The 26,642-nt window shown below is 60.9% G+C and carries 23 protein-coding genes; 10 read left to right on the top strand and 13 right to left on the bottom strand.

Translation table 11 applies throughout. From position 1 onward, the window contains the following. Positions 1–94: 94 nt before the first annotated feature. The 3 genes from HU724_RS22420 to HU724_RS22410 are packed head-to-tail and all read left to right on the top strand — an operon-like array spanning position 95 to position 1,713. Entirely contained in the window at positions 95–763 is a 669-nt protein-coding gene (locus tag HU724_RS22420; RefSeq protein ID WP_186567579.1) for a class I SAM-dependent methyltransferase, read from the top strand. Between the two features lie 3 nt (positions 764–766). After that, positions 767–1,483 (top strand): lipopolysaccharide kinase InaA family protein, encoded by a 717-nt coding sequence (locus HU724_RS22415; protein ID WP_186567580.1) that lies wholly within the window; start codon positions 767–769, stop codon positions 1,481–1,483. 2 nt (positions 1,484–1,485) lie between these two features. Beyond that, entirely contained in the window at positions 1,486–1,713 is a 228-nt protein-coding gene (locus HU724_RS22410; RefSeq protein WP_016773424.1) for a hypothetical protein, read from the top strand. 171 nt (positions 1,714–1,884) lie between these two features. Here the strand turns inward: HU724_RS22410 and HU724_RS22405 are convergent, their stop codons facing one another. From HU724_RS22405 to HU724_RS22365, 9 genes are all read right to left on the bottom strand, one after another. Beyond that, positions 1,885–4,911 (bottom strand): multidrug efflux RND transporter permease subunit, encoded by a 3,027-nt coding sequence (locus tag HU724_RS22405; RefSeq protein ID WP_186567582.1) that lies wholly within the window; start codon positions 4,909–4,911, stop codon positions 1,885–1,887. Positions 4,912–4,924: 13 nt separating this feature from the next. Beyond that, the gene (locus HU724_RS22400; RefSeq protein ID WP_186567584.1) at positions 4,925–6,073 is read right to left on the bottom strand and encodes an efflux RND transporter periplasmic adaptor subunit; all 1,149 of its coding nucleotides are present in this window, start codon (positions 6,071–6,073) and stop codon (positions 4,925–4,927) included. Positions 6,074–6,329: 256 nt separating this feature from the next. Beyond that, positions 6,330–7,430 (bottom strand): DUF1513 domain-containing protein, encoded by a 1,101-nt coding sequence (locus HU724_RS22395; RefSeq protein WP_186567586.1) that lies wholly within the window; start codon positions 7,428–7,430, stop codon positions 6,330–6,332. A 14-nt stretch (positions 7,431–7,444) separates the two neighbouring features. Continuing rightward, complete coding sequence (locus HU724_RS22390) at positions 7,445–8,509, bottom strand: imelysin family protein (RefSeq protein WP_186567588.1); 1,065 nt, start codon at positions 8,507–8,509, stop codon at positions 7,445–7,447. Between the two features lie 27 nt (positions 8,510–8,536). Continuing rightward, a complete protein-coding gene (locus HU724_RS22385; RefSeq protein ID WP_437180365.1) occupies positions 8,537–9,961 on the bottom strand; it encodes a di-heme oxidoreductase family protein in 1,425 nt (474 codons plus the stop codon). A gap of 279 nt (positions 9,962–10,240) precedes the next feature. Beyond that, on the bottom strand, positions 10,241–11,593 hold the full coding sequence (locus HU724_RS22380; protein ID WP_122752236.1) for an imelysin family protein: 1,353 nt from the start codon (positions 11,591–11,593) through the stop codon (positions 10,241–10,243). 146 nt (positions 11,594–11,739) lie between these two features. Continuing rightward, a complete protein-coding gene (locus HU724_RS22375) occupies positions 11,740–13,791 on the bottom strand; it encodes a putative bifunctional diguanylate cyclase/phosphodiesterase (RefSeq protein WP_016773430.1) in 2,052 nt (683 codons plus the stop codon). Between the two features lie 329 nt (positions 13,792–14,120). Continuing rightward, positions 14,121–14,717, bottom strand: a complete 597-nt coding sequence (locus HU724_RS22370) for a superoxide dismutase (protein WP_016773431.1) — start codon at positions 14,715–14,717, stop codon at positions 14,121–14,123. Positions 14,718–14,893: 176 nt separating this feature from the next. After that, a complete protein-coding gene (locus HU724_RS22365) occupies positions 14,894–15,496 on the bottom strand; it encodes a LysE/ArgO family amino acid transporter (RefSeq protein ID WP_016773432.1) in 603 nt (200 codons plus the stop codon). 96 nt (positions 15,497–15,592) lie between these two features. Between HU724_RS22365 and HU724_RS22360 the strand changes: the two genes are divergently transcribed. The 4 genes from HU724_RS22360 to HU724_RS22345 all read left to right on the top strand — a co-directional run bounded on the left by HU724_RS22360 (position 15,593) and on the right by HU724_RS22345 (position 19,524). After that, complete coding sequence (locus HU724_RS22360; RefSeq protein WP_186567591.1) at positions 15,593–16,480, top strand: LysR family transcriptional regulator ArgP; 888 nt, start codon at positions 15,593–15,595, stop codon at positions 16,478–16,480. A 99-nt stretch (positions 16,481–16,579) separates the two neighbouring features. Then, positions 16,580–17,572 (top strand): NAD-dependent epimerase/dehydratase family protein, encoded by a 993-nt coding sequence (locus HU724_RS22355; protein WP_071173414.1) that lies wholly within the window; start codon positions 16,580–16,582, stop codon positions 17,570–17,572. Between the two features lie 116 nt (positions 17,573–17,688). Next, on the top strand, positions 17,689–18,546 hold the full coding sequence (locus HU724_RS22350) for an ATPase (protein ID WP_186567593.1): 858 nt from the start codon (positions 17,689–17,691) through the stop codon (positions 18,544–18,546). Between the two features lie 129 nt (positions 18,547–18,675). Beyond that, positions 18,676–19,524, top strand: a complete 849-nt coding sequence (locus HU724_RS22345) for a cache domain-containing protein (protein ID WP_186567595.1) — start codon at positions 18,676–18,678, stop codon at positions 19,522–19,524. 131 nt (positions 19,525–19,655) lie between these two features. Here the strand turns inward: HU724_RS22345 and HU724_RS22340 are convergent, their stop codons facing one another. Continuing rightward, positions 19,656–21,173: an MDR family MFS transporter gene (locus HU724_RS22340; protein WP_071173411.1), complete on the bottom strand. Its 1,518-nt coding sequence runs from the start codon at positions 21,171–21,173 to the stop codon at positions 19,656–19,658. A 78-nt stretch (positions 21,174–21,251) separates the two neighbouring features. Next, complete coding sequence (gene pobA / locus HU724_RS22335; RefSeq protein WP_186567597.1) at positions 21,252–22,445, bottom strand: 4-hydroxybenzoate 3-monooxygenase; 1,194 nt, start codon at positions 22,443–22,445, stop codon at positions 21,252–21,254. 175 nt (positions 22,446–22,620) lie between these two features. Between pobA and HU724_RS22330 the strand changes: the two genes are divergently transcribed. Continuing rightward, complete coding sequence (locus tag HU724_RS22330; RefSeq protein WP_024014136.1) at positions 22,621–23,511, top strand: helix-turn-helix domain-containing protein; 891 nt, start codon at positions 22,621–22,623, stop codon at positions 23,509–23,511. Between the two features lie 68 nt (positions 23,512–23,579). On the opposite strand, the gene HU724_RS22325 is transcribed toward HU724_RS22330, so the two are convergent. Together HU724_RS22325 and HU724_RS22320 are read right to left on the bottom strand one after the other, a co-directional pair. After that, on the bottom strand, positions 23,580–23,756 hold the full coding sequence (locus tag HU724_RS22325; RefSeq protein ID WP_016773438.1) for a hypothetical protein: 177 nt from the start codon (positions 23,754–23,756) through the stop codon (positions 23,580–23,582). Between the two features lie 218 nt (positions 23,757–23,974). Further along, positions 23,975–24,880 carry a LysR family transcriptional regulator gene (locus tag HU724_RS22320; RefSeq protein ID WP_202883382.1) on the bottom strand — a complete coding sequence of 302 codons (906 nt, stop codon included), beginning with the start codon at positions 24,878–24,880 and terminating at the stop codon, positions 23,975–23,977. Between the two features lie 113 nt (positions 24,881–24,993). On the opposite strand from HU724_RS22320, the gene HU724_RS22315 reads away from it, so the two are divergent. Beyond that, on the top strand, positions 24,994–25,872 hold the full coding sequence (locus tag HU724_RS22315; protein WP_186567600.1) for an MBL fold metallo-hydrolase: 879 nt from the start codon (positions 24,994–24,996) through the stop codon (positions 25,870–25,872). 45 nt (positions 25,873–25,917) lie between these two features. Continuing rightward, positions 25,918–26,532, top strand: coding sequence for an NAD(P)-dependent oxidoreductase (locus tag HU724_RS22310; protein ID WP_186567602.1), 615 nt, complete (start codon positions 25,918–25,920; stop codon positions 26,530–26,532). The last annotated feature ends 110 nt before the right edge of the window (positions 26,533–26,642 follow it).

Below are 26,642 nucleotides of genomic sequence, written 5' to 3'. Positions count from 1 at the left end.
TTGCAGATTTACCTGACAGAATTTTCACAATTGGATGACCTGACGCTGACACGCCGCTGCTTAAGGTGGCGTCATCAGAACAGGAGTCCAGATGATGGCCGGCCCGATCAAGCTCGATTTTTCCGAAAAGTACGACGACCAACACGCACAACGATATCTGCGCAAGCACCAGCAAAGCCTCGGTCGCCGCCTGTCGCACTGGCGCGATGAGCAAGTCGGTCGCAAGGCCCTGGCGCTGGCGGGAGATCCCGGGCTGGTGCTGGATCTGCCCTGCGGTGCCGGGCGTTTCTGGCCAATGCTCGCGGAGAAGCCCAACCGGGTGATCATTGGCGCGGACAATTCCGAGTCGATGATCAAGACCGCGCTGCAAGGGCAGCCAGCCGAGGTGGTCAAGCGTGTACAACCGCTGCACACCTCGGCATTCGATATCGCTCTGCCGGATAACTCGGTCGACAGCATCTTTTGCATGCGTCTGTTGCACCACATCGGCGAGGCCGAGCACCGCCGGGTGATCCTGCGCGAGTTCGAGCGGGTGACCCGTGACAGCGTGATTGTTTCGTTGTGGGTTGACGGCAATTTCAAGGCCTGGAAGCGCAAGCGCGCCGAGCGGGATCGACCGAGCCATGACTACCAGAATCGATTTCTGATTCCGGCGGCGACGATCGAGAAAGAATTTGAACAGGCGGGTTTCCGCATTCAGGAACAACTGGACTTCATACCGCTCTATGCGATGTGGCGAGTTTACGTATTACGCAAGAGGTAGAGGATGGCAGTGCAAGCAGCGGTTGAAGCGGATGTCGCTCCCCAGGATCGTTTCGATTATTACTGGAACCAGCGCGGCGAATGGGTTGAAGAGCCCAATGTGCGCCGTGGTGGCGAAAGCGGGGTGCAGCGCATCGTCGACCGTGACGGTCAGCTCTTGTACGCCAAGCGCCAGACCGGGCACATCTATCGCAGTTGGTTGCACCCGTTCGGTCGCCCGACCGTATTGCGTGAACTCGATGCGCTGACCGGCGTAAGCAAACTCGGCGTGCGTGTTCCGCAAATCGTTTTTTGCGGCGCTCAGCCGGATCCGCAGCACAAATGGCGCGCACTGCTTGTCACCAAATCCCTCGACGGTTTTCAGGAACTGGAACACTGGCTGGCCGCCGCCGGTGGTCGCGATCAATGTGGTGACGTGGTCTACGAAAAAGTCCTCAAGGACCTCGCCGAGAACCTGGCGCGCATGCACAAGGGCCGCTGGCAACACAGCTGCATTTACATCAAACACGTTTTCGTGCGCGTCACCGGTGAAGGTGAAACGGCGCAGGTTGAAGTGGCGTTGATCGATCTGGAGAAGTGCCGCCAGCGTCTGACCCCCTATCGAGCCGCACAGCATGACTTGAAGCAACTGCGTCGCCATTCGTCGTTCCGCGATGCCGACTGGAAAAAACTCGTCTACTTTTATGAGACGGCGTTTGGCAGCGCTATCAAAGGTTTATAGCGATGAAACTCGAAATTGCACGAGGTTTGTTCCTGGTCGGGGCCTTGGCAGTTGCTTCACTGGCGGTGGCTGCCTGGGAGCAGCCGCGCATGCAGGTCATAGGGGCGTCCGGGAACGACGCTCATTGTTCGGTTCCACGGGTGGCAAAAGCCTCCGTGGCGACCCAGCCCGATCATGATTTGCTGTTGTTCATGTTCGGACTGTCTCAGGGAATGAGGCCAGCCAGTTGAAACGATTGAAGCCCAAATGAAAGGCCTCGCAATTGCGAGGCCTTTTTTATTCAACAACTTTCAAGATACATATCGCCCTCTGTGGGAGCGAGCCTGCTCGCGAAGGTGTATCAGTCGACATCAATGCAGCTGAACTGCCGCATTCGCGAGCAGGCTCGCTCCCACAGGATGTTATTTGCGATCCGGTTTCGCCAGGAAGGTATAAACACACGGCAGCACGAACAGCGTAAACAGCGTGCCAATCGACATCCCTGTGGCAATCACCATGCCGATATCAAAGCGGCTCACGGCGCCCGCGCCGGTGGCCAGAATCAGCGGCACCATGCCGAACACCATTGCCGCCGTCGTCATCAGCACCGGGCGCAAGCGAATTGCCGCCGCTTCCTCCACCGCGTCACGGGCGCTCAGGCCCTTGTCCTTGCGCAACTGGTTGGCGAATTCGACGATCAGGATGCCGTGCTTGCTGATCAGGCCGATCAGCGTCACGAGCCCGACCTGGGTGTAGATGTTCATGCTCGACCAGCCGAGGAACAACGGGATCAGCGCGCCGCAGATCGACAGCGGCACCGTCACGAGAATCACCAGCGGATCACGGAAGCTTTCGAACTGTGCGGCCAGCACCAGAAAGATGATCGCCAATGCCAGAGCGAAAGTTACCCACAGCGCGCTGCCTTCTTGCACGTACTGGCGCGAGGCACCGCCGTAGTCGAAGGCAAACCCGGCCGGTGCTTCTTCGCGGGCAATCTGCAGCACGGTGTCGATGGCTTCGCCCATGCTCACCAGCGGGAAACCGGAAATCTTCGCTGCGTTGAGTTGCTGGAACTGATTGAGCTGGCGCGGTCGTGCGCGGTCGCTGACCTTGATCAGCGTCGACAGCGGCAGCAATTCGCCCTGGGTGTTTTTCACGTAGTAATTGCTCAGCCAGTCCGGGTTGTCGCGGTAGGCCCGTTCGACCTGGGCGATGACCTTGTAGCTGCGCCCGTCGATGGTGAAGCGATTGATCTCCGCCTCGCCGAGCAAGGTCGCCAGCGTGCTGCCGAGGTCAAGCATCGACACGCCCATCTGCGCGGCCTTGTCGCGGTCGATATCCACGACTACTTCCGGCTTGTCGAACGCCAGATCGAGGTCGACAAAGGCGAACTTGCCGGACTCCATCGCGCGTTTCTCGATGCGCTCGGCGACTTGCAGCAGCAGTTCATAGTCATTGGCGGTGTTGACCACGAATTCGAAGGGCAGGCCTTCACCGGTGCCGGGCAGGGAGGGCAGGTTGAAACCGAAGATCTGCAGGCCGGGAATACTCTCCAGTTTGCTCTGCACCTCGGGGAGGATTTCCATCTGCGTGCGGCTGCGCTCGTTCCATGGCTTGAGCAAAAAGCCGCCGATGCCGGCCTGCACACCGTTATAGCCGTTGATCTGAAACGATGAGTAGTACTCGGGAAACTCTTTGAAGATGGTGATGAATTCGTCGGTGTAGGTGCTCAGGTAGTCGAGGTTGGTCGGCTGCGGTGCGCTGGCCATCATGAAAATGATGCCTTGATCCTCGTCCGGGGCCAGTTCCGACTTGGTGAACTTGAGAAACACCGGAATCAGGCACAGCACGATCACCGCAAACACCAGCACCACCGGCCGCGTATTGAGCGTGCCGTGGAGCATGCTTTGATAACGGCGCTTGAGGCCTTCAAAGACGCGGTCGAGACGATGGGCCAGCCCGCTGGGGTTCTCTTCGTGGCGCAGCAGAAACGCGCACATCATCGGCGACAGCGTCAGGGCGACGACGCCAGAAATCACCACTGCTCCAGCCAGGGTCAGGGCGAACTCCTTGAACAACGCCCCGGTCAGCCCGGTGAGGAAACCGATCGGCGCATACACCGCCGCCAGGGTGATGGTCATCGACACCACCGGCATGGCAATTTCCCGCGCGCCTTCCAGCGCTGCGTCGAACGGCGTCTTGCCTTCCTCGATGTGCCGGTGGATGTTTTCCACCACGACGATCGCGTCGTCCACCACCAGACCGATGGCCAGCACCATGGCCAGCAGCGTCAGCAGGTTCATCGAGTAACCCATCATCTGCATGAAGAACATCACGCCGATCATCGACAGCGGAATGGTCACCACCGGGATCACTACCGAACGCAGCGCGCCGAGAAACAGGAACACCACGACGATGACGATCAGCACCGCTTCGAACAGGGTTTTCACCACCTCATCGATGGAGGCCTGAATGAACAGTGTCGCGTCGTAGGCGATTTCGCTTTTCAGGTTCGGCGGCAGCTGTGCTTCCAGCTCGGGCATCAACTTGCGCACTTCCTTGATCACGTCCAGCGGGTTGGCGCCGGGAGTGGCCTTGATGCCGATGTACACCGACGGCGTGCCGCCAAACGAGCTGATCGAGTCGTAGTTTTCCGCGCCCATTTCCACCCGCGCGACATCACGCAGCAACACACGGCTGTCGCCATCGACCTTGAGCGGAATCGCCGCGAAGGCCTCGGCGGATTTCAGTTCGGTGTTGGCGTTGATGCTGGTGACGGTGTACTCGCCTTTCACCTCGCCGGCGGCGGAGAGGAAGTTGTACTGGCGCACCGCAGCGGTCACGTCGGCGGCGCTGAGGCCGAAGCCGGCGAGTTTCACCGGGTCGAGCCACAGACGCATGGCGAACACCTGATTGCCGAGAATTTCCGCTTCGGCCATGCCCGGCAGCGTCGCCAGTTTTGGCTGGATGACCCGCGACAGGTAGTCGGTGATCTGCGGGTTGCTCAGGTCCTTGCTGAAGAAACTGATGTACATCAGCGCCGAAGCGTCGGCGGATTCCTTGCTCAGCACCGGGTCTTCGGCGTCCTGCGGCAGCTTGTTCTTCACCTCGTTGGCCTTGGCCAGCAGTTCGGTGAACAAGCGGTCGGTGTTGGCGCCGATGCGCGCGTAAATCGAAATCACCGAGAAGTTCTGCCGGCTGACCGAGGTCATGTAATCGATGCCCTCGGCACTGGCCAGGCTCTGTTGCATCGGCTGGGTGATGTAGCCCTGAATGGTTTCGGCGTTGGCCCCGGGATAAGCCGTGGTCACCGTGATCAGGGCGTTTTCCATTTGTGGGTACTGGCGCAGCGGCAGCTTGCTCCAGGCCTGAAAGCCCAGCAGCACAATCAGCAGGCTGACCACGGTGGCGAGCACCGGGCGGCGGATGAACGGATCGGTAAAAGCCATGGGAATTCCTTGATCAGTCGGCGCGAGGCGGACTGTTCTGCTCGCCTAGGGTCTTGTCGTCGCTGATAGCGATGTGGGCGCCGTTGTCCAGTTTGATCTGGCCCGCCGTTACCACTTGTTCGCCGCTCTGCACGCCCTTGTTGATCATCACCAGGCCATCGCGGCGTTCACCGGTTTCGACGAAACGACGTTCGGCGATCAGCAGCGGTTGGCCGTTTTCATCCTTGGCGACGCTGCCGTCCTCGGCCTTTTTCTGCCCGACCACGTAAACCGAGTTGCCGTACAGGGTGTAGGTGATCGCGCTCTCCGGCACCACGATGTGTTTCTGTGGATCAGGCAGTAGCACTTCAAGGCTGGCGAACATGCCCGGCAGCAGCTTGCCGTCGGGGTTGGCCAGGGTGGCGCGGACGAGGATATTGCGCGTGGTGCTTTCGACGATCGGGTTGATTGCGCTGATCTTGCCGACGAAGTTCTGCCCCGGATAAGCGGCGACGGTGAACTGCACGGGCTGGCCGATAGCGAGTTTCGGCACCGCTTGTTCGGGCACGTAGAAGTCGGCGTAAAGGCTGCTCAAATCCTGCAACGTAGCGATTTTGGTACCGCTGGCGAGGTAGTCGCCGACGTCGACCTGACGGATGCCGATGGTGCCGCTGAATGGCGCGAGGATGCGTTTTTTCGCCAGCGAAGCGTTGAGCTGATTGACCGTGGCCTTGTTCTTTTGCAGCACGGCGGAGAGGCGGTCGTATTCGCCTTTGGAGATCGCGCGGCTGTCGACCAGTTGCGCGCCACGGCCGAAGTCCAGTTGCGCCAGGCCGAGGTCGGCGCGGGCGGTTTCCAGCAGAGCGGTCTCGACGGCACTGTCGAGTTGCAGCAACGGTTGCCCGGCCTTGACCTTCTGCCCGGATTCGAATTTGAGCTCAGTGACGGTGCCGGCGACTTCCAGACTCAAGTCGACACCTTGCAGCGCCTTGAGCGTGCCGACGGTGGGCAGGCGCATCTGCCACGGCTGTTCGCCGGCAGTGGCCACGGCGACGCTGATCGGCGGCTTGGGCTTGGAAAAGCCCTGGATCATCGTGTAGATCGAAAAGGCTTTGTATCCGCCCAGTATCAGGACGATCAGCAAAACAACACCCAACATGATCAGCATGCGGCGACGCAGCATATGTCCAGTTCCTTGGATAAATCATGAGACAGGCGGGCACATTACTCCGAGTCAGGTGGGGATTCCAACTGGCAGTGTTTACAGGTGCAGCGGGACACAATCCTGTGGCGAGGGGATTTATCCCCGTTGGGCTGCGAAGCGGCCCCCTGAATCCTTCAGTCATACCGCAATTGCAGTTTTAAGGGCGGCTGCGCCACCCAACGGGGATAAATCCCCTCGCCACAGGACGGGGGGGCATCTCAAAAATGGGGGGGTATCAGGCCATCAGATGAAGATGGTTGTCCCAGAGCCCCGCCGGCAATTCCAGCGGCTTGGCCAGCAGCTGTTCCTGGCGGCAATCGTAGTAGCGGCAACGGCCCTGACCCGAGGTCACGACAAAGCCATCCTTCACCGCTCCGACCCCGGCGCAATCAGGCAAAGGCGCATCGAGGCGCAGTTCGCCGCTGTCCAGATCCCAGATAAAGAAACGATTGCCGCGCGGCGCCGTCAACGCGACCAGACGCAGGTCGCTGTGCACCGCGACGCTGGCGGTGTAGTGCCCCATCGCCTGCAACTGCTCTTCCGCTACCGGGAACGCCCCGAACGCTTGCCCGGGTCGCTTGATCGCCAACAGCTCCGAGCGCTCGTGGGACGGCCCCATGAATTGCTGACCGGCAACGATGGTGCCGTCACTGGCGATGCCCAGGTGGCGCACGCTGTTCATCTGCTGGGCGAGGGTTTCCTTGCTCAGCAATGTGCCGTCGCGCTGCATCAGCACCAGGCTCGGTTCCATGGCGTTGAGGTTCATGTCGACGCGGCTTTCCGCCTCGGTGCGAATGCCGCCGTTGGCCACCACCAGCGTCTCGCCGTCGGGCATCCACGACACCTGATGCGGGCCGAGGCCGTGGGTAGAAATCTCGCCCGTGTGCACCAGCCGTTCGCCCTCGAACTTGTACACGCCGAGCAGGCCACGGCCGGGATCGCTCGTGTCGTTCTCGGTGGCGTACAGGTATTCGCCGTCCTTGTGCACCACGGCGTGGCCGTAGAAGTGCCGGTTCGGCTGCGAGGCCACGGTCTGCAGTAGCTTGCCGTCGCGCAGGTCGATCAGGTAACTCTCGGTACCCGGACGCCGTGCAACGAACAGCGCCAGCGGCTGCGTCGGGTGGTTGATGATGTCGTGGCAACGCTGACCGACGTGGGTGGCGAACACCCGCGTGCCGTCGAGGCGATAACCGACCGCGTAATGCTTGCCATCGGTGTCGTCGCGCGCCGACAGCAGCAGCGGGCTCTGATCCTTGCGTTTGAACAGCGTCCAGCCGCCCAGCGTCACTGCTCCCAGCAGTGCACTACCTAAAGTCAGAACCTGACGTCGCAGCATGGCACTCGCCCTCATCAGTCACCGTCGTTGGCGTTGAAGCCCAGTTGGATGCCCAGCGCCTTGGCCAGCTCACCTTCATGCAGGCGATGGACGACGTTGAGGCTGTCGTAGATATCGTTGAGTTGCTGGCGACCGGCGTCGTCTTCGAGCATTTCGCCCAGCGAGCGCTGGGTGCTGTCGAACAGCTTCAGCGACGCGGCATAGGCGGCATCGATCTTGTCCGCCAACGGTTTCTGCTCGGCCGGCAGCAGACCGCGCAGGCCTTTGTTGTCGACGCCTTCCCAGACGGTTTTGGCCGCGGCAAGGCTGGCTTCCAGCGCGGTCAGCGACGACTGGCTGCGCCACGCATCAGCCTGGAACGGCTGCGGCACGCCCTTGCTCTGACGGCCCATCGGCGTGCCGAGTTTTTTCTTCAGGGTATCCAGTGCCGTCACTTGGACGCGCAGCAGATCGGCGATCGCTTCGTGGGAGTCGGCGTAGCGCTGGTTAGGGAACTTGCTCATCTGCGCGAGCATGCCGTCAGTGTTGTTCCAGCCCTGCAGGATCTCTTCGGCCAGTTGCTTCTGGCGTTCGCCGATGGCGATCAGCAGTGGGCAGTATTTGGCTTTTTGCGCGTCGTTGGCGACGTCAGGCTTGGCGTCGAACAGGATGTATTCGTAAGCCGACAGGCCTTGCACCACGACGCTGGATTTGGCCAATGCGGCGGCATCGATCTGCGGCTGGGCGACGACCAGTTGCTCGACCTGGCGGCCGACGAGGTTTTTCTTGTCCGGCCAGAACTGCACTTGCCACGAACGATTGCCCTCGGCCAGCGGACCGATCAGCAGCGGTTGCAACTCGGCCCAGGCTTTCTGCGCGTGGAGGAAATCGGCACGGGCGGTGTCCAGGGTCTCTTTGCCCTGGCAGTAGGCGAGGGCGCTGACCGCCAGTTGCCGGTCGGCTTCGACCCAGCGAGTGTAGGTCGGCAGGATTACCGATTTGGCGATCGCCGCCGAAGTGACCGCTTGCGGGTCCTGCGGCGAGCAGGCGCCGAGGGCGAGCGCGGCAAGGCTGGTGAACAGTAACTTGGGACGGAACATGTCGGGCTCCCGATGTTTTTTCAGTATTTAAAGTGAGTTCAGAAACGCCAGCAACGCAGCGCGCTGCTCGGCATTGAAAGACAAAACCTGTTGCTGCGCCGCCGTCGCTTCGCCGCCATGCCAGAGCACCGCTTCGAGCAGGTTGCGTGCGCGGCCGTCATGCAAAAACTGGGTGTGACCGCTGACCGCTTGCGTCAGACCAATCCCCCACAACGGCGGGGTGCGCCAGTCGCGGCCGGAGGCCTGAAATTCCGTGCGGTTGTCCGCCAGGCCTTCGCCCATGTCATGCAGCAGCAAGTCGCTGTACGGACGAATCACCTGATTGGCCAATTCCGGTTCGGCGGCATCGGCGGCGGTGGTGTATTTAGGCGTGTGGCACGACTGGCAACCGGCCTGGAAAAACAGATTCTTGCCGGCCAGCACCTGTGGATCGTTGACGCCACGGCGCGCCGGCACTGCCAGATTGCGGCTGTAGAACAGCACCAGCCGCAGGATGTTGTCGCTGACTTCCGGTTCGCCGTCCGGGCCATTACCGTTCGGCGCCTGTTTGCAGGCGGTTTGCGCCTCGGTGCAATCGTCGAACGGCCGCAGGCTGGTGGTCAGGCCCATGTCACCGGAGAATGCGTGAACGTTCTGCTGATTGAGATTCGGCTGCCCGGCTTTCCAGCCGAACCGGCCGATAACGGTTTTCTGCAACTGGTCATCCCAGACACGGTTGGGCCGGCCGTTGATGCCATTGTTCTCTTTCGCCTGGGCGGCGGCGTTGGCGAGGATCGCCTCCTCGGGGATGGCTTCGAGCAGGCCCAGACCAATCATCGGCGGCGCCACCCGCGCGGAAAAACGCGTGTCCGGGTGCATCGGGCCGTAACCGAGTTGAGTGATCTGCAGGGTCGGTTTGCGCAGCTCGACTTCAGTGCCGTCCTTGAAGCGTACGGGCACCGGTGTGTAGTCGACGCGGACCTTGCCTTCCGGGGCAACGCCGGGCACGGCCATGTCCTGGAACTGCCCGCCATACACCGGCTCCGGCACTACGCCGAGCTGTTCGATGACTTTGGCGTAGGGCGGCGCGTCGGGAATCGACAGGCGCACCAGCATCGACACCGCATTGGATGCGTCAGGTGCCGGCGGATGCCCGCGACCGTCCTTGATGTGGCAGTTCTGGCAGGCGTTGGTATTGAACAAAGGGCCGAGGCCGTCGCGCGCCGTGGTGGTCGACGGCGCGATGACCCACGGGCTGCGAAAGAAACTGTTGCCGACACTGAAATCCACCCGCCGCGACGGCGGCAGATTGGCCGATGGCAGGGAGAAGGCGTTCTGATCGCTCTTGCGTACAGTCGCCGCACCGCCCGAACGCGCTTCCCCTGGCTCGGCCTTGATGAAACGCGGGGCGTCATCGCAGGCACTCAGGCCCAGGGCCAGCAACAGTGCGGACAAGCGAAGCGGCAACGACAGCATCAGACATCCTGCAAACGGGCGAAAACAAAGGCGCAAAGTCTAACAGGGCGGGGGAGTTTGAATAAGAGGAATTATCGTTTGCTTGATATCGCGCAAGCCTTTAAGCGCATGCCAATACTGTGGGAGCGAGCCTGCTCGCGAAAGCGATGCCCGACGCGCTGAAAATGCTGCGCCGGATCAAGCCTTCGCGAGCAGGCTCGCTCCCACAGGGATAGTGGTGTGCCAATAATGAAAAAGGCGACCCGAAGGTCGCCTCTTTTTGAACGGACGCTGCGATCAGAACTCGTGATCGGCGCTGTCCGGGTTCAGGTCGCTGATGCCAAGTTTGCCGGCAGCGGCTTCGATCGAGCCGGTCTGCTTGACCAGCGCGGCGATGGCGTCGCGAACAACCTGGTTGCCAGCGGTGTTGCCGGCAGCGATCAACTGGTCGTAGTGCTCACCCTTGTTGGCGTGATCGACCATGACCTGGATCTTCGCTTCGGTCGCGGCCAGATCGGCTTTCAGCGCGGTGTCGGCAGCCGGATCGGCCTTGGCCACCAGCGACGACAGGCTGGCGCCGGTCAGCTTGGTGCCGTCAACACGGGTGTACTCGCCCAGGTAAACGTTACGCACGCCTTTGGCGTCGTAGAAGTGCGAGTAGTGGGTGTTGTCGCTGAAGCAATCCTGCTCGTCTTCGGGGGAGTTGGCTTCCAGGGAAACCTTCATGCGCTCGCCCGCCAGTTCACCCAGGGACAGGCTGCCCATGCCGAAGAGCATTTTGCGCAGGCCGGTTTCGCCTGGCTCCGCTTCCAGGGTGGCGCGGTAGTTGTCGGCCACGTTCGGCTTCCAGTTGCCGACCATTTCTTCCAGGTCGCTCACCAGCAGTTGGGTCACGGCTTTCAGGTAGGCACGACGACGCTCGTTGTGACCACCGGTGGCGCCGGCGCCTTCCAGGTAGTCCGAGGCCGGACGGTTGCCAGCGCCAGGGCCGGTGCCGTTCAGATCCTGGCCCCAGAGGAGGAATTCGATCGCGTGGTAGCCGGTGGCAACGTTCGCCTCGGAACCGCCCAGCTCGTTGAGGCTGGCGAGTTTTTCCGGGGTGATCTCTTTCACGTCGACTTTGTCTTCGCCGACCTGCACTTCGGTGTTGGCGATGATGTTGGCGCTGGCGCCCGGGTTACCCAGTGCGTGCTCGTAGGATTTGTCGACGTAGTCGATCAAGCCCTCGTCCAATGGCCAGGCGTTAACCTGACCTTCCCAGTCGTCGATGATGGTGTTGCCGAAGCGGAATACTTCGCTCTGCAGGTACGGCACGCGTGCGGCGACCCAGGCAGCCTTGGCGGCTTTGAGGGTGTCGGCGTTCGGCTTGGCGAGGAACGCGTCGACCGCGCTCTGCAGGGTTTTCGCGGTGGATTCGGCATCGCTGTAAACGGCGAAGACCATGTCGGCGTAGTGCGCGACCACGGCCTTGGCGGCGGCATCGTCAACTTTACCGGCGGCAGGAGCAGGCGCAGCGGCAGGGGCTGGAGCAGCGCTGCTGGAAGCCGGAGTCATTTCGGAGGCTTTTTCTTTGTCCTTGCCTTCGCCGCAACCGGCGAGGGAAATAGCGATGGCCAGCAGACTGGCGGTAGCCAGAGGCATACGAATCATGGCGAACATCCTGCTTCGGTAGTTGAGTGGACTGGCGCCGGTGGCGCGCAAAACTGCGACATAATGCAAATCTTTCGCATTATGTGTAAAGGCGTGCTTGGAAATATTTCTTATTTAGGCAAGTGTGATGGCGCGATCTTGCGCTTTTAGAGAATGGCCGCGTTGCTGCGTTGCGCCTGCTTGAGGTAAATGCCCAGCTCCCGCGCCGGCAGCGGTTTGCTGTAGTGGTAGCCCTGACCTTCGTGGCAACCCTCGGAAATGATGTAGGTTTCCTGCTCGGCGGTTTCCACGCCTTCGGCAATCACCTGCATGCCCAGGCTCTTGCCCAGTTGAATGATCGCGCGAACGATGGTCGCGTCATCGTCGTCATCGAGCAGATCCTGAACGAAGCTCTTGTCGATCTTGATCTTGTCCAGCGGCAGGCTTTTCAGATAACTGAGGGACGAATAGCCGGTGCCGAAGTCGTCGATCGCAATCAGCGCACCGGAGCGGCGCAGGCTGAGCAGATGCTGGGCGGCGGTGGTGATGTCTTCCATCAGGCCGGTTTCGGTGACTTCCAGTTCCAGACTACGCGGCGGCAAGCGGTACATTTGCAGCAGGTTGTTGACCACCCGTGGCAGCTCGGCGTGGTGCAGTTGCACGGTGGACAGATTGACCGCCATGCGCAGATCGACAAAGCCCTGATCGTGCCACTCGCGCAATTGCTTGCAGGCCTGATCGAGCACCCACTCGCCGATGGCGATGATCGTGCCGTTCTGTTCGGCCAGCGGGATGAACAGGTCCGGCGGCACCAGACCGTGTTCCGGATGTTGCCAGCGAATCAGCGCTTCGACGCCGACCACGCGATGATCGCGATAACTGATCTGCGGTTGGTAGACGAGGTAGAACTGGTCGCGGATCAGCGCATCGCGCAAATCTTTTTCCAGCTCGCGACGACGGCGCATCTCGCTGTCGACGCTGGCGATATAGAACTGATAGCGATTGCGCGAGCGGGTCTTGGCCAGGGTCATGGTCTGTTCGGCTTTCTGCAACAGCTTCTCGGTGCTGTCGCCGTCCTCCGGAAACAGGGTGATGCCGATGGTCGCGCGCAGGCGGATCTCCTGATCGTCGAGGGCGAACGGCGCCTCGAGGTCATCGAGAATGCTTTGCGCCAGTTCTGCTGCTTCGTAAGGCTGTTCAATGTCGGCCTGCACCAGCGCGAACTGATCGCCGCCGAGGCGAGCGAGGGCGCCAAGACGACCACTGTGGGCACGTAAACGATCGGCCAGGGCCAGCAGCAATTGGTCGCCGGTCTGGTAGCTGAATTGCTCGTTGATGCCCTTGAAGTCATCCAGGCCGACGCACAACACCGCGACGCGGCGCTGCAGCTTGCCGGCATCGACGAGAATCTTGTCCAGTTGCTGCTGCAATTGCTGGCGGTTCGGCAGACCGGTGAGGAAGTCGTACTGGGCCATGCGCAGCAGGCTGTTTTCCGCTTCGTGGCGCAGGTGGGTGTTGCGTTCGATGGACTCGAGCAACTGGTTGGCGGTGTTGATCCACAGGCCCAGTTCGTTTTTTTCGTGGCCCTTGATCTGCGGAATCTTGTGCTCGCTGGGACGATCGGGGTTGATCTCGGTGAGGTGCTCAATGATTCGCGACAGCGGTTTGGTCAGCAACCAGTGATAGACCAGATACAGCACCAGGCCCAACGCCAGTGCGCGCAGCACGCCGGAAATGAAAATGATCACCGAGCTGACGATGAAACCTTCGCCATAAGTGGCGGTGTCGAGGGTGATGCTCAGGTCGCCGTAATACTCGCTGTAAGGGCCACGGCCGACCAATTGCGTGGTGAAGGTGCGTTCCTGGCCGAGAATCAGGTCGGTCAGCCAACGGCTGTTGGAGTGCTGCAGTTCGCGGGATTTCTGCGCGAGCATGGCCTCGTTGGGGTGGCCGATGGAGGCCTGACGCACGGCGTCGTCCTGGAACAGCCCTTCGATCACCTGCATGCCCATTTCCCGATCCAGGCTGTACACGGCCTGGGTCGATGGATCGCGGAACATGTCGAGGATGCGCTCGGCGTCGCCGGCCACCGCCTGACGGGTCTTGTAGGCATCGAAGACAATCTGCGCGCAGCTCAAGACTACGCCTACGATCAATGCCGACAGGAGCACGACCCGGAGCAACTTCACCGACAAGCTGTTCTTGAGTTCCAGCTTCAAAGGGTTATTCCTTGTTCCGTGCGGGTAGCGTCAAGTTGCCATGAGTATTGGCAATCCCGGGTTGGCAGTCAAAGGGACAATCAGGCACGGGAAAAGTCGCCGTGATCCTGGCCGCAATGTCGTCATTTGAGTAATAGCTCTGAATTAACTGTGTCGGTTGCAATTGCCTTCAACTTGAGCACTGGGCCAAAGATTTTTTCCTTTCTGTGATGGTAGACGGCTGGGGGCTGGCGGCAAACGGCGTGAAGCTGCTTTTACCGTGCGAGAAACGCCATGCGCCGGGCATAAAAAAACCCGGCCGAAGCCGGGCTTTTCATCGGGCGCGCAGCTTAAGCGGTGAAGGTTTTGCCTTCGAACTGCTCGGCCACGAACTTCCAGTTGACCAGGTTCCAGAACGCTTCAACGTACTTCGGACGCAGGTTGCGGTAGTCGATGTAGTAAGCGTGTTCCCAGACGTCGCAGGTCAGCAGCGGGGTGTCGCCGCTGGTCAGCGGGTTGCCGGCGCCGATGGTGCTGGCCAGGGCCAGGGAACCGTCAGCCTTTTTCACCAGCCAGCCCCAGCCGGAACCGAAGGTGCCGATCGAGGTTTTGCTGAATTCTTCCTTGAACTTGTCGAACGAACCGAACGCTGCGTTGATGGCATCTGCCAGGGCGCCGGTTGGTTGACCGCCGGCGTTTGGCGCCAGGCAGTTCCAGTAGAAGGTGTGGTTCCAGACCTGAGCGGCGTTGTTGAAGATGCCGCCCGAAGAAGTCTTGACGATTTCTTCCAGGGTCTTGCCTTCAAACTCGGTGCCTGGCACCAGGTTGTTCAGGTTCACGACGTAGGTGTTGTGGTGCTTGTCGTGGTGGAACTCCAGGGTTTCCTTGGAGATGTGCGGCTGCAGGGCATCGTGTGCGTAAGGCAGCGGCGGCAATTCGAAAGCCATGATGATTCTCCTAATCAGGTCTGTTGCGGTGAGCGCAAGGCCGATCACGGGCGGCCGGAAATGCACCGGCGAGTTTTTACTCTTTGCGGCGCAGGGTTCGGATCATAGCACCGGGGTCGCGCCTTAACCACGCAACAACTGTGTGGGATAGAGGTTCCAGAGCCTTTGGCAATTATTCATCCGGCGATGATCAACTGCGCGGCCACGGCGAACATCATCAATGCCACGACCAGATCGAGAATGCGCCAGGTGCTCGGGCGTGCCAGCCACGGTGCCAGCCACGCCGCGCCGAGGGCCAGGGTGAAAAACCACAGCAACGATGCGCTCGCCGCGCCGACCACATAAGCGCCCGGCACCGATTGCTGCGCGCCCAGCGAGCCGATCAGCAATACCGTATCGAGATAAACGTGGGGGTTAAGCAATGTCACCGCCAGAGCGCTGAGCATCACTGCGCGCAGCGAACGCACGGTCTGGTTTTCGCCTTGCTCAAGGCTCTGTTTCGAGCAGGCCCGGCGCAGCGCCTGGCTGCCGTACCAGATCAGAAACGTCGCACCGCCCCAACGGGCGATCGCCAGCAGGGTCGGGTTCTGCGCGAGGATCGTCGCCAGGCCGAACACCCCGGCCGCGACCAGAATTGCGTCACACACCACGCACAATGCCGCCACCGGCAGATGGTGTTCACGGCGCAGGCTTTGCGCCAAGACAAAAGCGTTCTGCGTGCCGATCGCCATGATCAGGCCGAACGCCACCAACAGGCCGTTTACGTAGCTTTGCCACATGGGAGAGATCCTTGAAAGAGAGTGCTTGCTGGCTATTCTCCGGTGTGACGCTGTATAAGAAAAACCAATAGTGCTGATCGCCCATTAGGAAAACTGATGTTCGACTATAAATTGCTTTCCGCGCTCGCCGCTGTGGTCGAGCAGGCCGGATTCGATCGCGCCGCACAGGTGCTGGGCCTGTCGCAGTCGGCGATCTCCCAGCGCATCAAATTGCTTGAAGCGCGGGTCGGCCAGCCAGTGCTGGTGCGCGGAACACCGCCAGCGCCGACCGAAATCGGCCGACGCTTGCTCAACCATGTGCAACAGGTGCGGTTGCTCGAGCGCGACCTGCAATCGGTGGTGCCGGCGCTGGACGAAGAAGGCCTGCCCGATCGCCTGCGCATCGCCCTCAACGCCGACAGCCTCGCCACGTGGTGGGCCGCGGCCGTCGGCGATTTCTGCGCCGAGCAGCATTTGTTGCTCGACCTGATCGTCGAAGACCAGACCGTCGGCCTCAAACGCATGCGTGCCGGTGAAGTGGCTGCGTGCCTGTGTGCCAGCGAGCGCCCGGTGGCCGGCGCACGCAGCGTATTGCTCGGCGCCATGCGTTATCGCGCGTTGGCCAGCCCGGCCTTCATCGCCCGGCACTTTCCCGATGGCGTGCGCGCCGAACAGCTGCCGCGCACCCCGGCGCTGGTGTTCGGTCCGGACGATTTTCTCCAGCATCGCTATCTGGCGCTGTTGGGCGTCGACGGCGCTTTTGAACATCACTTATGCCCGTCTTCCGAAGGCTTCATTCGCCTGACCGAAGCCGGTCTGGGTTGGGGCCTGGTGCCGGAACTGCAGGTGCGCGAACAATTGCAACGCGGCGTGTTGCTTGAATTGCTGCCAGATAAACCGATCGACGTGCCGCTGTACTGGCATCATTGGCGCAATGGCGGCCAGTTGCTCAATCTACTGACCGAACAACTGCTGCGCTCCTCAAAGCAATGGCTAGTGGCTTGAACGCAGCAACAAGCGTCAAGCTGCAAGCGGCAAGAACACGCACCGTTTCAACTTGCAGCTGAAAGCTCGAAGCTTGCAGCTGCTTCCCTGGAGTTTTTGATGAAGATTTTGGTTACCGGCGCCAGCGGCTTTATTGGCGGGCGCTTTGCGCGTTTCGCCCTGGAGCAGGGCCTTGAAGTGCGGGTCAACGGTCGCCGGGCCGAGAGCGTCGAGCATCTGGTGCGCCGGGGCGCGGAGTTCGTGCCGGGCGATCTGACCGACGCCGATCTGGTGCGGGATCTGTGCAACGATGTCGAAGCCGTGGTGCATTGCGCCGGTGCTGTCGGTGTGTGGGGGCGTTATCAGGACTTTCATCAGGGCAACGTCGAAGTCACCGAAAACGTCGTCGAAGCGTGCCTCAAGCAGCGGGTGCGGCGGCTGGTGCATCTGTCGTCGCCGTCGATCTATTTCGATGGCCGCGACCATCTCGGTCTGACCGAAGAGCAAGTGCCCAAACGCTTCAAGCATCCCTACGCCGCGACCAAATATCTGGCCGAGCAGAAAGTCTTCGGTGCCCAGGAATTCGGTCTGGAAACCATCGCCCTGCGCCCGCGTTTCGTCACCGGTGCCGGCGACATGAGCATCTTCCCGCGCCTGCTGAAGATGCAGCGCAAGGGTCGGCTGGCGATCATCGGCGACGGCTTGAACAAGGTCGATTTCACCAGCGTGCAGAACCTCAACGAAGCCATGCTCAGCAGCCTGTTGGCGCAAGGTTCGGCGCTGGGCAAGGCCTACAACATCAGCAACGGCACGCCGGTGCCGCTGTGGGATGTGGTCAATTACGTAATGCGGCGGATGGACGTCGATCAGGTGCGCAAATATCGCTCCTACGGTCTGGCCTACAGCGTCGCGGCGCTCAACGAAGGCGCGTGCATGCTCTGGCCGGGACGCCCTGAGCCGACCCTGTCGCGCCTGGGCATGCAGGTCATGAAAAAAAATTTCACCCTCGACATCAGCCGCGCCCGGCATTATCTCGACTACGATCCGAAAGTCAGCCTGTGGGCGGCCCTCGATGAGTTCTGCGCATGGTGGAAAGCCCAGGACATCCGTTGAAACGATTCGGCCGGGCGGCAATGAACCGCCTCGCGGGTTGAGGGTCAATGCCTGCGGCTGCGGCGGTTATACTTCGCAGCATTTAGCCATCACCGCGTTTGCCAAAGGTTGCCTCAATGTCCATGCGAAACGATGCCCACGACGACGATTTCGACAACGTGCCAAGCCTGCGCGCCGACCCGTTCGATGACGATGACATCGCGCCCGGCCCCCGCACTTCCGTGCATTCGCGCAGCGCGCCAGTGGTCAAGGTCAAGGCCGCCAGCACCGGGCCGCTGTGGGCGCTGGTCGGCGCGTTGTTTTTTGCCTTCATCGGTCTGGCCTGGTGGAGCTTCCAGCAGATCTCGCTGATGGAGCAGCAACTGGTCGCCACCCAGGAAAGCTTCGCGCGGATCAGCGAAGAAGCGGCAGGGCGCCTGCAGGATATTTCCGGCAAGGTCGTCGCCAGCCAGAGCAACGTCAGCAGCGACAGCGAAGCGCTGAAGCTGCAAATCAAGCAACTCGAAGGCAAGCTGCTCGACCAGAGCAAGCAGCAGCAAGGCGTGGCCGGGCAGGCCAGCGAGCTGGACAAGCGGCTGGCGCAGATGACCGCGCAGACCACCGAACAACAGAATGCCAATACCCAATTGCAGGCGCAGGTCAAAGCCCTGAGCGCTGAACTGGCGACAATCAAAAGCACGCCGGCCGATACCAGCAAGGTCGATGCGCAGTTGAAAGCTTTCGATGCCCAGGTCAAAAGCCTCGGCGCCGATATCGCCGCGCTGAAGAAACAGGGCAACCCGAGCGCGGCTATCGATCGTCTGGAGCAGGACATCGTGGTGTTGAAAAGTCAGCAGGACAACCGCCCGGCAGCGCCACAGGGTGGCGGCAACACCGCCGAGTTCGATGCGTTCCGCGCGCAGATGACCCGCAACCTCAATACCTTGCAGGCGCAGATCCAGAATCTCCAGCAGCAGATCAATTCCCGCCCGTAAGCGCTGAGCGAGGCTGGCGAGCATTGCTTGTCAGCCTCACGGCGCAATGTTCAGAAACGCTCTGAATATCTCTACATGACCGCAAGCCGTCTACGCTCTTGAGACACCAAAAAGAACGAGGGATGCGCTATGGGGTTTTTGCATAAAGTGGCCTGGCTCGGCCTGATTCTGTTGGCCGGTTTCGGCCAGGCCAGCGCCGCCACCGCCGCCAAGGATGACAGTCAGGCCGCCATCGCCCTGCTGGAAAAAGCCTTGGCCTACTACCACGACAATGGCGACAAGGCCTTCGCCGCGTTCAGCCGCCAGGGTGAGTTCGTCGACAAGGATCGCTACGTGTTCGTCCTCGACACCAAAGGCGTCATGCTTGCCAGTGGCGGGCCGTCATCGGCGCTGATCGGCCGCGATGTCAGCGAAGTGCTCGGGCCGGATCTGCAGAAGGCGTTCAAGGATGCGCTGAAAGTGCCGGAAGGCAACGGTATCCAGCAGGCCGAATACCGCTGGCAGAACTGGGCCGACGGCAAGGTCGAGCGCAAGCATGTGTTCTATCAGCGCGTCGGGCAGCGCATTCTCGCGGTAGGTTACTACCTGCCACGGGCCTCGGCTGAGCAGGCCAAGGCCTTGCTGGACAAAGCCGCGACGGATCTGACCAAGAACGAGAAGGGCACGCTGACCGCGATCAACTCACTCAAGGGCGGTTACTTGCAGGATGACCTGTATGTCTTCGTGGTCGATCTGAACAACCAACGCTACGTCGCTCACGGCACCAATCTGCGTTTGATCAACACTGATTTTGGCAAGGTCAAGGATCCGGAAGGCAAACCGGTGGGCGAGCCGATTCTGGCGCTGATCGACAAGCAGGATGAAGGCGAATATGAATACCGCTGGAAAAACCCGGTGACCGGCAAGATCGAGGACAAGCATGCGTACCTGAAAAAGGTCGGGCATTTCCTCGTCGCGGTGGGCTACTACAGCCCTTGAGCGCGCGATGATCGTTCCCACGCCCGCGTGGGAATGCAGCCCGGGACGCTCTGCGTCCCATCCAAGGCCGAACGCAGAGCGTCCGTTGAGGCATTCCCATGCAGAGCGTGGGAACGATCAGCGCAAAAGGCTCATTTCGCGCCGTGCTCCCGCCCGCGCAGCAGGTTGTTCGGCATGGCAATCGCCGCCGCCAGCCCGAGCAACGACACTGCCGTGCTGACCCAGAGCAAGTGGCGGAAGGTCACCAGCAGCTCCGCGCGCAAAGCGTTCTGCGCTTCGCCTGGGGCTGCGTTCAGGCCATCGAGCAGGACGTTGCCCGAATGCCCTTCGCTGATCAGCGAACTGTTCGCCAGGTGCGCGAAACTGGAGTCGTGCAACAGCGCCAGCAGCAGCGCCGACATCAATGCCACGCCCACCGCGCCGCCCAGTGAGCGGAACAGATTGGTGGTGCTGGTGGCGACGCCGATGTCGCGTTGTTCCACCGAGTTCTGCGTGCCGACCAGCGAGGTCGGGAACTGCATGCCGCCGGCGATGCCGCTGAGCAGCATGAACAGACCGCTGAGCAGCGTTGCTTGTGGCGGACTGAAGGCCATGCCGAGAATCGAGATCGGCATGAGGATCGCCCCGGTGAGAATCTGCGGTTTGTAGCGTCCGGTGATCGAGGTGCGCCGGCCGGCGAAATAGGCACCGATCGGCAAGCCCATCGCCAGTGGCAGCAAGTGCAACGCGGCGCTGTCGGCGCCAGCGCCGGTGACGCTTTGAAAGCGCAGCGGCATCAGCACGATCAGCGAGATGGCCTGGAAACTGGTGAAGAAAATCGTGCACCAGCACAGCAGGGCATTGCGGTTGGCGAACAGGTGCATCGGCAGCAACGGCTCCCGCGCCCGGCGCTCATGCCAGACAAACAGCGCCAATACCACCACGGCACAGGCGAACAGGCCGAGCACTTCGCTGCTGCGCCATGAATGACCCTGGCCGACCTCGGTGATGCCGAGCAGCAACGCGGTCAGGCCGATGATCATCAGCACCGTGCCGAGGTAATCGATCACCGGTTTACGCTGCGGAATCGGCAAGCCGCGCAGGTTGCGCCGTGCCACCCACCAGGCGCCGAGGCCCAGCGGCAGGTTGATCAGAAACACCCAGCGCCACGACAGGTATTCGGTCATGTAGCCGCCAAGCACCGGACCGGCAACGCTGGCCACGGCGTACATGCTGCTGAAATAACCCTGATAGCGCCCGCGTTCACGTGGCGGGACGATGTCGCCGATGATCGCCTGACTCACCGAGATCATGCCGCCGGCGCCGATGCCCTGAAGGATCCGCGCCAGCACCAGTTGTTCCATGCTCTGCGCCATGCCGCAGAACAGCGAGGCGAGGGTGAACAGGCCCATACCGAACAGCATCAGCTTGCGCCGCCCGTACAGGTCGCCGAGCTTGCCGTAGATCGGCACCGCCACGGTCATCGCCACCATGTAACCGGAAATCACCCAGGCCAGCAGGCTGACGTCCTTGAATTGCGCAGAGATCGCCGGCATCGACACGGCGACGATGGTCTGGTCCAGCGCTCCGAGGAAGATCGCCATCATCAAGGCGACCAGCACGCTGCGAATGGCCGGTTTGGGCGTTTCAGGCTGATTGAGAGTGGTCACGGAAAACCTGCGGGCAGTGATTGACCCGCATGGACAAGGCGAGCGGGTAAGTGCTCGCCAGTGTAAGTCGATAGCAGGCTATTCGATAGCCTCGTACGGAAGCCCGACGTAATTTTCTGCAATGGTTTTTTGCCCGGCTTGCGAGCTGACAAAATAGTCCAGTTCCGACGCGCTGATGCGCTGGCTGAATTCATCGTGCTCGTCGAAGCGATGCAGCATCGACGTCATCCACCAGGAAAACCGCTCGGCTTTCCATACTCGGCGCAGGCAGATCCCCGAGTATTTTTCCAGCAGATCGGTGCGGCCTTCGCGATAGACCTTCAGCAGAATATTGAACAACGTGCTGACATCGCTGGCGGCCAGGTTCAAGCCCTTGGCGCCAGTCGGCGGTACGATATGGGCAGCGTCGCCGACGAGAAACATGCGCCCGTACTGCATCGGCTCGACGACAAAGCTGCGCAACGGCGCGATGCTTTTCTCGATCGAAGGACCGGTCACCAGTTTTTCCGCGAGGGCATCCGGCAGGCGTTTTTTCAACTCATCCCAGAAACGCTGATCGCTCCAGTCATCGACGTTTTCGTCCGCCGGCACTTGCAGGTAATAGCGGGTACGCGTGGCCGAACGCATGCTGCACAAAGCGAAGCCACGCTCATGGCGGGCATAGACCAATTCGTCGTGAACCGGCGGCGTGTCGGCGAGAATGCCCAGCCAGCCGAACGGGTAGACCCGCTCGAAGATCTTCAGGCAATCGGCCGGAATCGACTGCCGCGCGACGCCATGGAAACCATCGCAACCGGCGATGTAATCGCAATCGACGCGCCAGCTTTCACCGTCCTTTTCGAAGGTGACGAAAGCTTCGTCGCTTTTCATGCCGTGGGGAACGACATTGCTCGCTTGATAAATTGTTGGCGCGCCGGCCTCCCGACGAGCGGCCATCAGGTCGCGGGTGACCTCGGTCTGGCCGTAGACCATTACTGTTTTGCCGCCGGTCAGCGCGTGCAGGTCGATGTGCACCTGACGCCCGTCCAGCGCCAGATCGAAGCCGCCATGAACCAGACCTTCGGCATCCATTCGCTGACCGACGCCGGCCTCACGCAGCAGCTCTACCATGCCTTGTTCAAGCACACCGGCGCGGATGCGCCCAAGAATGTAATCGGGTGTCTGGCGTTCGAGAATCAGGGTGTCGATGCCAGCGTTGTGCAGCAACTGGCCGAGGAGCAGTCCGGAAGGACCGGCGCCGATAATGGCGACTTGAGTTTTCAAGGTTTTCATTGTTTTTATGACTCGCAAGCTTCACACAGCAACAGCCGGTGAATGATTTTATGGATCGAGTGCTTGCATTTTTCCCTTGCGGGTCTGTCAATTGAAGGTGAAAACTGAGCCGATACCTGTACATTCTGCCAATCGGTGCGATTATCGCCCAAAAACCAGAGGCCTGGATTGAAGTATGAACAAGCCTGCCCTGCCTTCGATTCCGGTGTTCAAGCTCTACGGTGAAAGCCTGGACTGGCCGACCCCGGACTTGCTGCACTGTGAAACCATTTCCTCGCGCAGTCGCGAACACCAATGGGAAATCAAACCTCACCGCCACGCGGATCTATGCCAGCTGCTGTTCGTTTTCAAAGGTCAGGCAGAGCTCGAAATCGAAGGCCAGCGCACGCAACTCGAGACTCCGGCGATACAGGTGCTGCCACCGTTGTCGGTGCACGGCTTTCGTTTTTCCGAAGATGTTGAAGGCTTCATCGTCACCTTGGCCACGCCGCTGATCAACCATTTGCAGGCGCAACTGGGCGATTCGGTACACGCGTTGGCCCGGGCGGAAAACTACCCGGCCGGCAAGGATGGCGATTATCTCAACAGCCTGTTTTCAGCGTTGCAGGCCGAGTACAACGGCCATCAACCGGCGCGGGAAATGCTCATGCATTCGCTGGTCAGCGTGATCATGGTCTGGGTCAGCCGCCAGGCGATCGTCCGGCACAAGGCCAGCCAGCGCCCGCAGCGCCAACGCGAATACCTCAACGGTTTCATTCAGTTGGTGGAAGAGACTTACCGCCAGCACGTCAAGGTCGAAGACCTCGCCCATCGCCTGGGCATCTCCGTGTCGCACCTCAACGGCACCTGCCGTGAACTGGCCGGGCAACCGGCGTTGCAGATCATGCACGAGCGTCAGTTGCTGGAAGCCAAGCGCCTGCTGACCTACACCAGCATGACGATTTACGAGATGTCGGAGCTGTTGGGTTTTTCCGACCCGACCAACTTCACGCGCCTGTTCCGCCGCCGCGTGGGAATTTCGCCAAAGGCGTTCCGCGACCGCTTGAAGGCCGAGCAACAGTCCTGATGCGCTGATGAGCCCTGTGGGAGCGAGCAGGCTCGCTCCCACAGCAGTTGCAGTCCAGCTCAGGTCTATCAGCGCAATGCGTTCAGCGTGGCATTGTGCGGAATACACCGCTCATAGTTGCAGCTCGCATACTCGCGCGGCAGCTGGCGCAACTGCTCGACCCGCCAGGCAGCGGTGCCGTACAGCGCCAGCGTGGCGGCGCAGGTGATGAAGATGGCGGCGTATCTTTTTGTTTTGATGTTCATGGTGTTCGACCTCTGAACGTCTACCTTGCGGTATTACTTTGAGCATAGGTCAGCGGCGCGCACTTGCCAGCGAGTGCGCTTGAGGATTTAGCCGGCCATTCAGGTGATTGATGCCCCTGTGGGAGCGAGCCTGCTCGCGAAGGCGGTGGTGCAAGCGATCTCAATGTTGAAGGTACTGGCCTCTTCGCGAGCAGGCTCGCTCCCACAAGGGATCGGGTTTACAGGCCGACATCCCAGGCGGGATTTTCGGGAAAGCGCTGCACCAGAAAGTCGAGCATGCTGCGCAGCGCTGCGGGCATGTGTTTGCGTGAGGCGTACACCGCGTAGATATTCATCTGGCGCGGTTCTGCGTGTGGCAGCAAACGCAGCAGTTCGCCGTTGTGAATATGCACGCCAGCCTGGTAGGTCGGCAGCATCGCCACGCCGGCGCCGGCGAGGGTTGCGCGCAGAAGGGTGCTGGCCTCGTTGGCGCTGATATTGCCCTGCACCGGTACCGAAACCGGTTCGCCATCCTCCTCGAAATGCCACAGGCTCTTGCCGAAATAGGAATGGGTCAGGCAGTTATGTCGGCTCAAATCCTCAACTGTCTGCGGCGCCGGATGCTCAAGCAGATAAGCCGGCGCTGCGCAGACCACCGAGCGGCACACGGTCAGGCGCCGGGCGATCAGATTCGGATCAAGATCATTGCTGGTGCGAATCGCCAGATCGATGCGTTCATCGACCAGATTCACCGTGCGGTCGAGCATTTGCAGATCGATACTCACGCCTGGGTAAAGCTTGACGTATGCCGCCATCGCATCGGCCAGTTGCGCCTGGCCAAACGAGGTGCTGACGCTGATCCGCAGCAGTCCGCGCGGCGCGTCATCGGGTTCGCTGACGGCGGCCTGCATGTCCTGCGACAAGTCGAGCATCTGCCGACAGCGCGGGAGGATTTCACTGCCGGCGGCGGTCAGGCTCAATTTGCGCGTGGTGCGGTGCATCAGCCGCGCACCGACCCAGTCTTCCAGCTCCGCCAGATAACGCGACACTACCGGCCGCGACAGGTCGAGGTGGTCGGCCGCCGCCGACTGGCTGCCCAGGTCCACCACCGTGACGAATATCCGCATTGCTTGAAGCCGATCCATGATTTGCCCGCTTTCAGAAACAAACTATGTCCAAGCATCGCATTTTTTGTACTGAGTCTGGCAACTAAGCTCTGTTGCATCGCCAGACTGGCATTGGTAATCCGGAGCAACAAATGATCGGCTTCACCCCCTTCAAACGCGTTCTGCTCGCCGCAGCATTTTTCGGCTTTGCCGCCCATGCATCCGCTGCCGAGCTGAGCCTGGATGTCTACAACCCGGGCACCGAGGCGATTTTCCCGGTCAGCTCGGTGCTGGTCAGCGGTGAGAAAGAAGCGATTCTGGTCGATGCGCAATTCGGCAAATCCCAGGCCGAACAGGTGGTGGAAAAGATCCGCGCCAGTGGCAAGCAGTTGACCACCATCTACATCAGCCACGGTGATCCGGATTACTACTTCGGCCTCGACACCCTGACCAAAGCATTCCCGCAGGCGAAAGTATTGGCTTCGCAGCCGACCGTCGATCACATCAAGCACACCGTCGACGGCAAACTGGCCTACTGGGGGCCAAAAATGGGCGCCGATGTGCCGACGAAAACCATCGTCCCGGACGTGCTCAAGGGCGACAGCCTGACCCTCGAAGGCAAGCAATTGCAGGTGATTGGCCTCGACGGCAAGCAACCGGATCGCAGCTTCGTATGGATCCCGTCGCTCAAAGCAGTGGTCGGTGGCGTGGTGGTCGCCGAGAACATTCATGTGTGGATGGCCGACACCCAGACCGCGCAATCCCACGCCGATTGGCTGCACACCCTGCACACCATCGAAAGCCTGAAACCGCAAACCGTAGTGCCAGGCCATTATCTGGGTGACAGCAGCCGCTCGCTGGCCAGCGTGAAATTCACCGCTGATTACATCAAGGCCTTCGATGCTGAAACCGCCAAGGCCAAAGACTCTGCTGCACTGATCGCAGCGATGAAAAAACGCTACCCGCAACTGGGCGAAGAAAGTTCGCTGGAGCTCAGCGCGAAAGTCGCCAAGGGCGAGATGCAGTGGTAAGCCGAACCTGAACACGCAGCGTTTTCAAGCCAACTGGAGAATGTCATGAGCAAGATCGCAATCATTGGTGCCACCGGCCGTGCCGGTAGCCAACTGCTGGAAGAAGCCCTGCGTCGCGGCCACAGCGTCACCGCCATCGCCCGCGATACCTCAAAGGTCGGTGATCGCGCCGGTGTCGTCAGCAAGAGCCTCGACGTGCTGGATTCGGCGGCGCTGCAAGCGGCGGTGGCCGGTCACGATGTAGTGATCAGCGCAGCGCACTTCGCCACCGTCCCGGCCTCGGCGATTGTCGGACCGGTAAAACAGGCGGGCGTGAAGCGCTTGCTGGTGGTCGGTGGCGCCGGGTCGTTGTTGCTGCCGGATGGCACGCGGGTGATCGACAGTGCCGGTTTCCCGGCTGAATACAAAGCCGAGGCGAGCGCAGGGGCGGCGTTTCTTGATGCGTTGCGTCAGGAGCAGGAACTGGACTGGACTTTCCTCTCGCCGTCGGCGGAATTTGTCGAGGGTGAACGCAGCGGCGAGTATCGCGTCGGCAAGGATCATCTGTTGGTCAGTGCCGATGGGCGTAGCTGGATCACCTTTGCCGATTATGCGATTGCGCTGATCGACGAAGTGGAAATGCCGAAGCATTTGCGGCAGCGTTATACGGTCGGGTATTGAGTCAAGCCTTTTCCCCTCACCCCAGCCCTCTCCCGGGGGAGAGGGAGCCGACCGAGTTGTCTTGGGTCACGCATTGACCTGAACGACCGTGTTGATTATAAATTCGGCGT

This window comes from Pseudomonas iranensis (genome assembly GCF_014268585.2).
Classification (GTDB): Bacteria; Pseudomonadota; Gammaproteobacteria; order Pseudomonadales; family Pseudomonadaceae; genus Aquipseudomonas; species Aquipseudomonas iranensis.
Note: the sequence above shows the minus strand (reverse complement) of the source record. Positions and strands in the feature narration are given on the sequence as shown.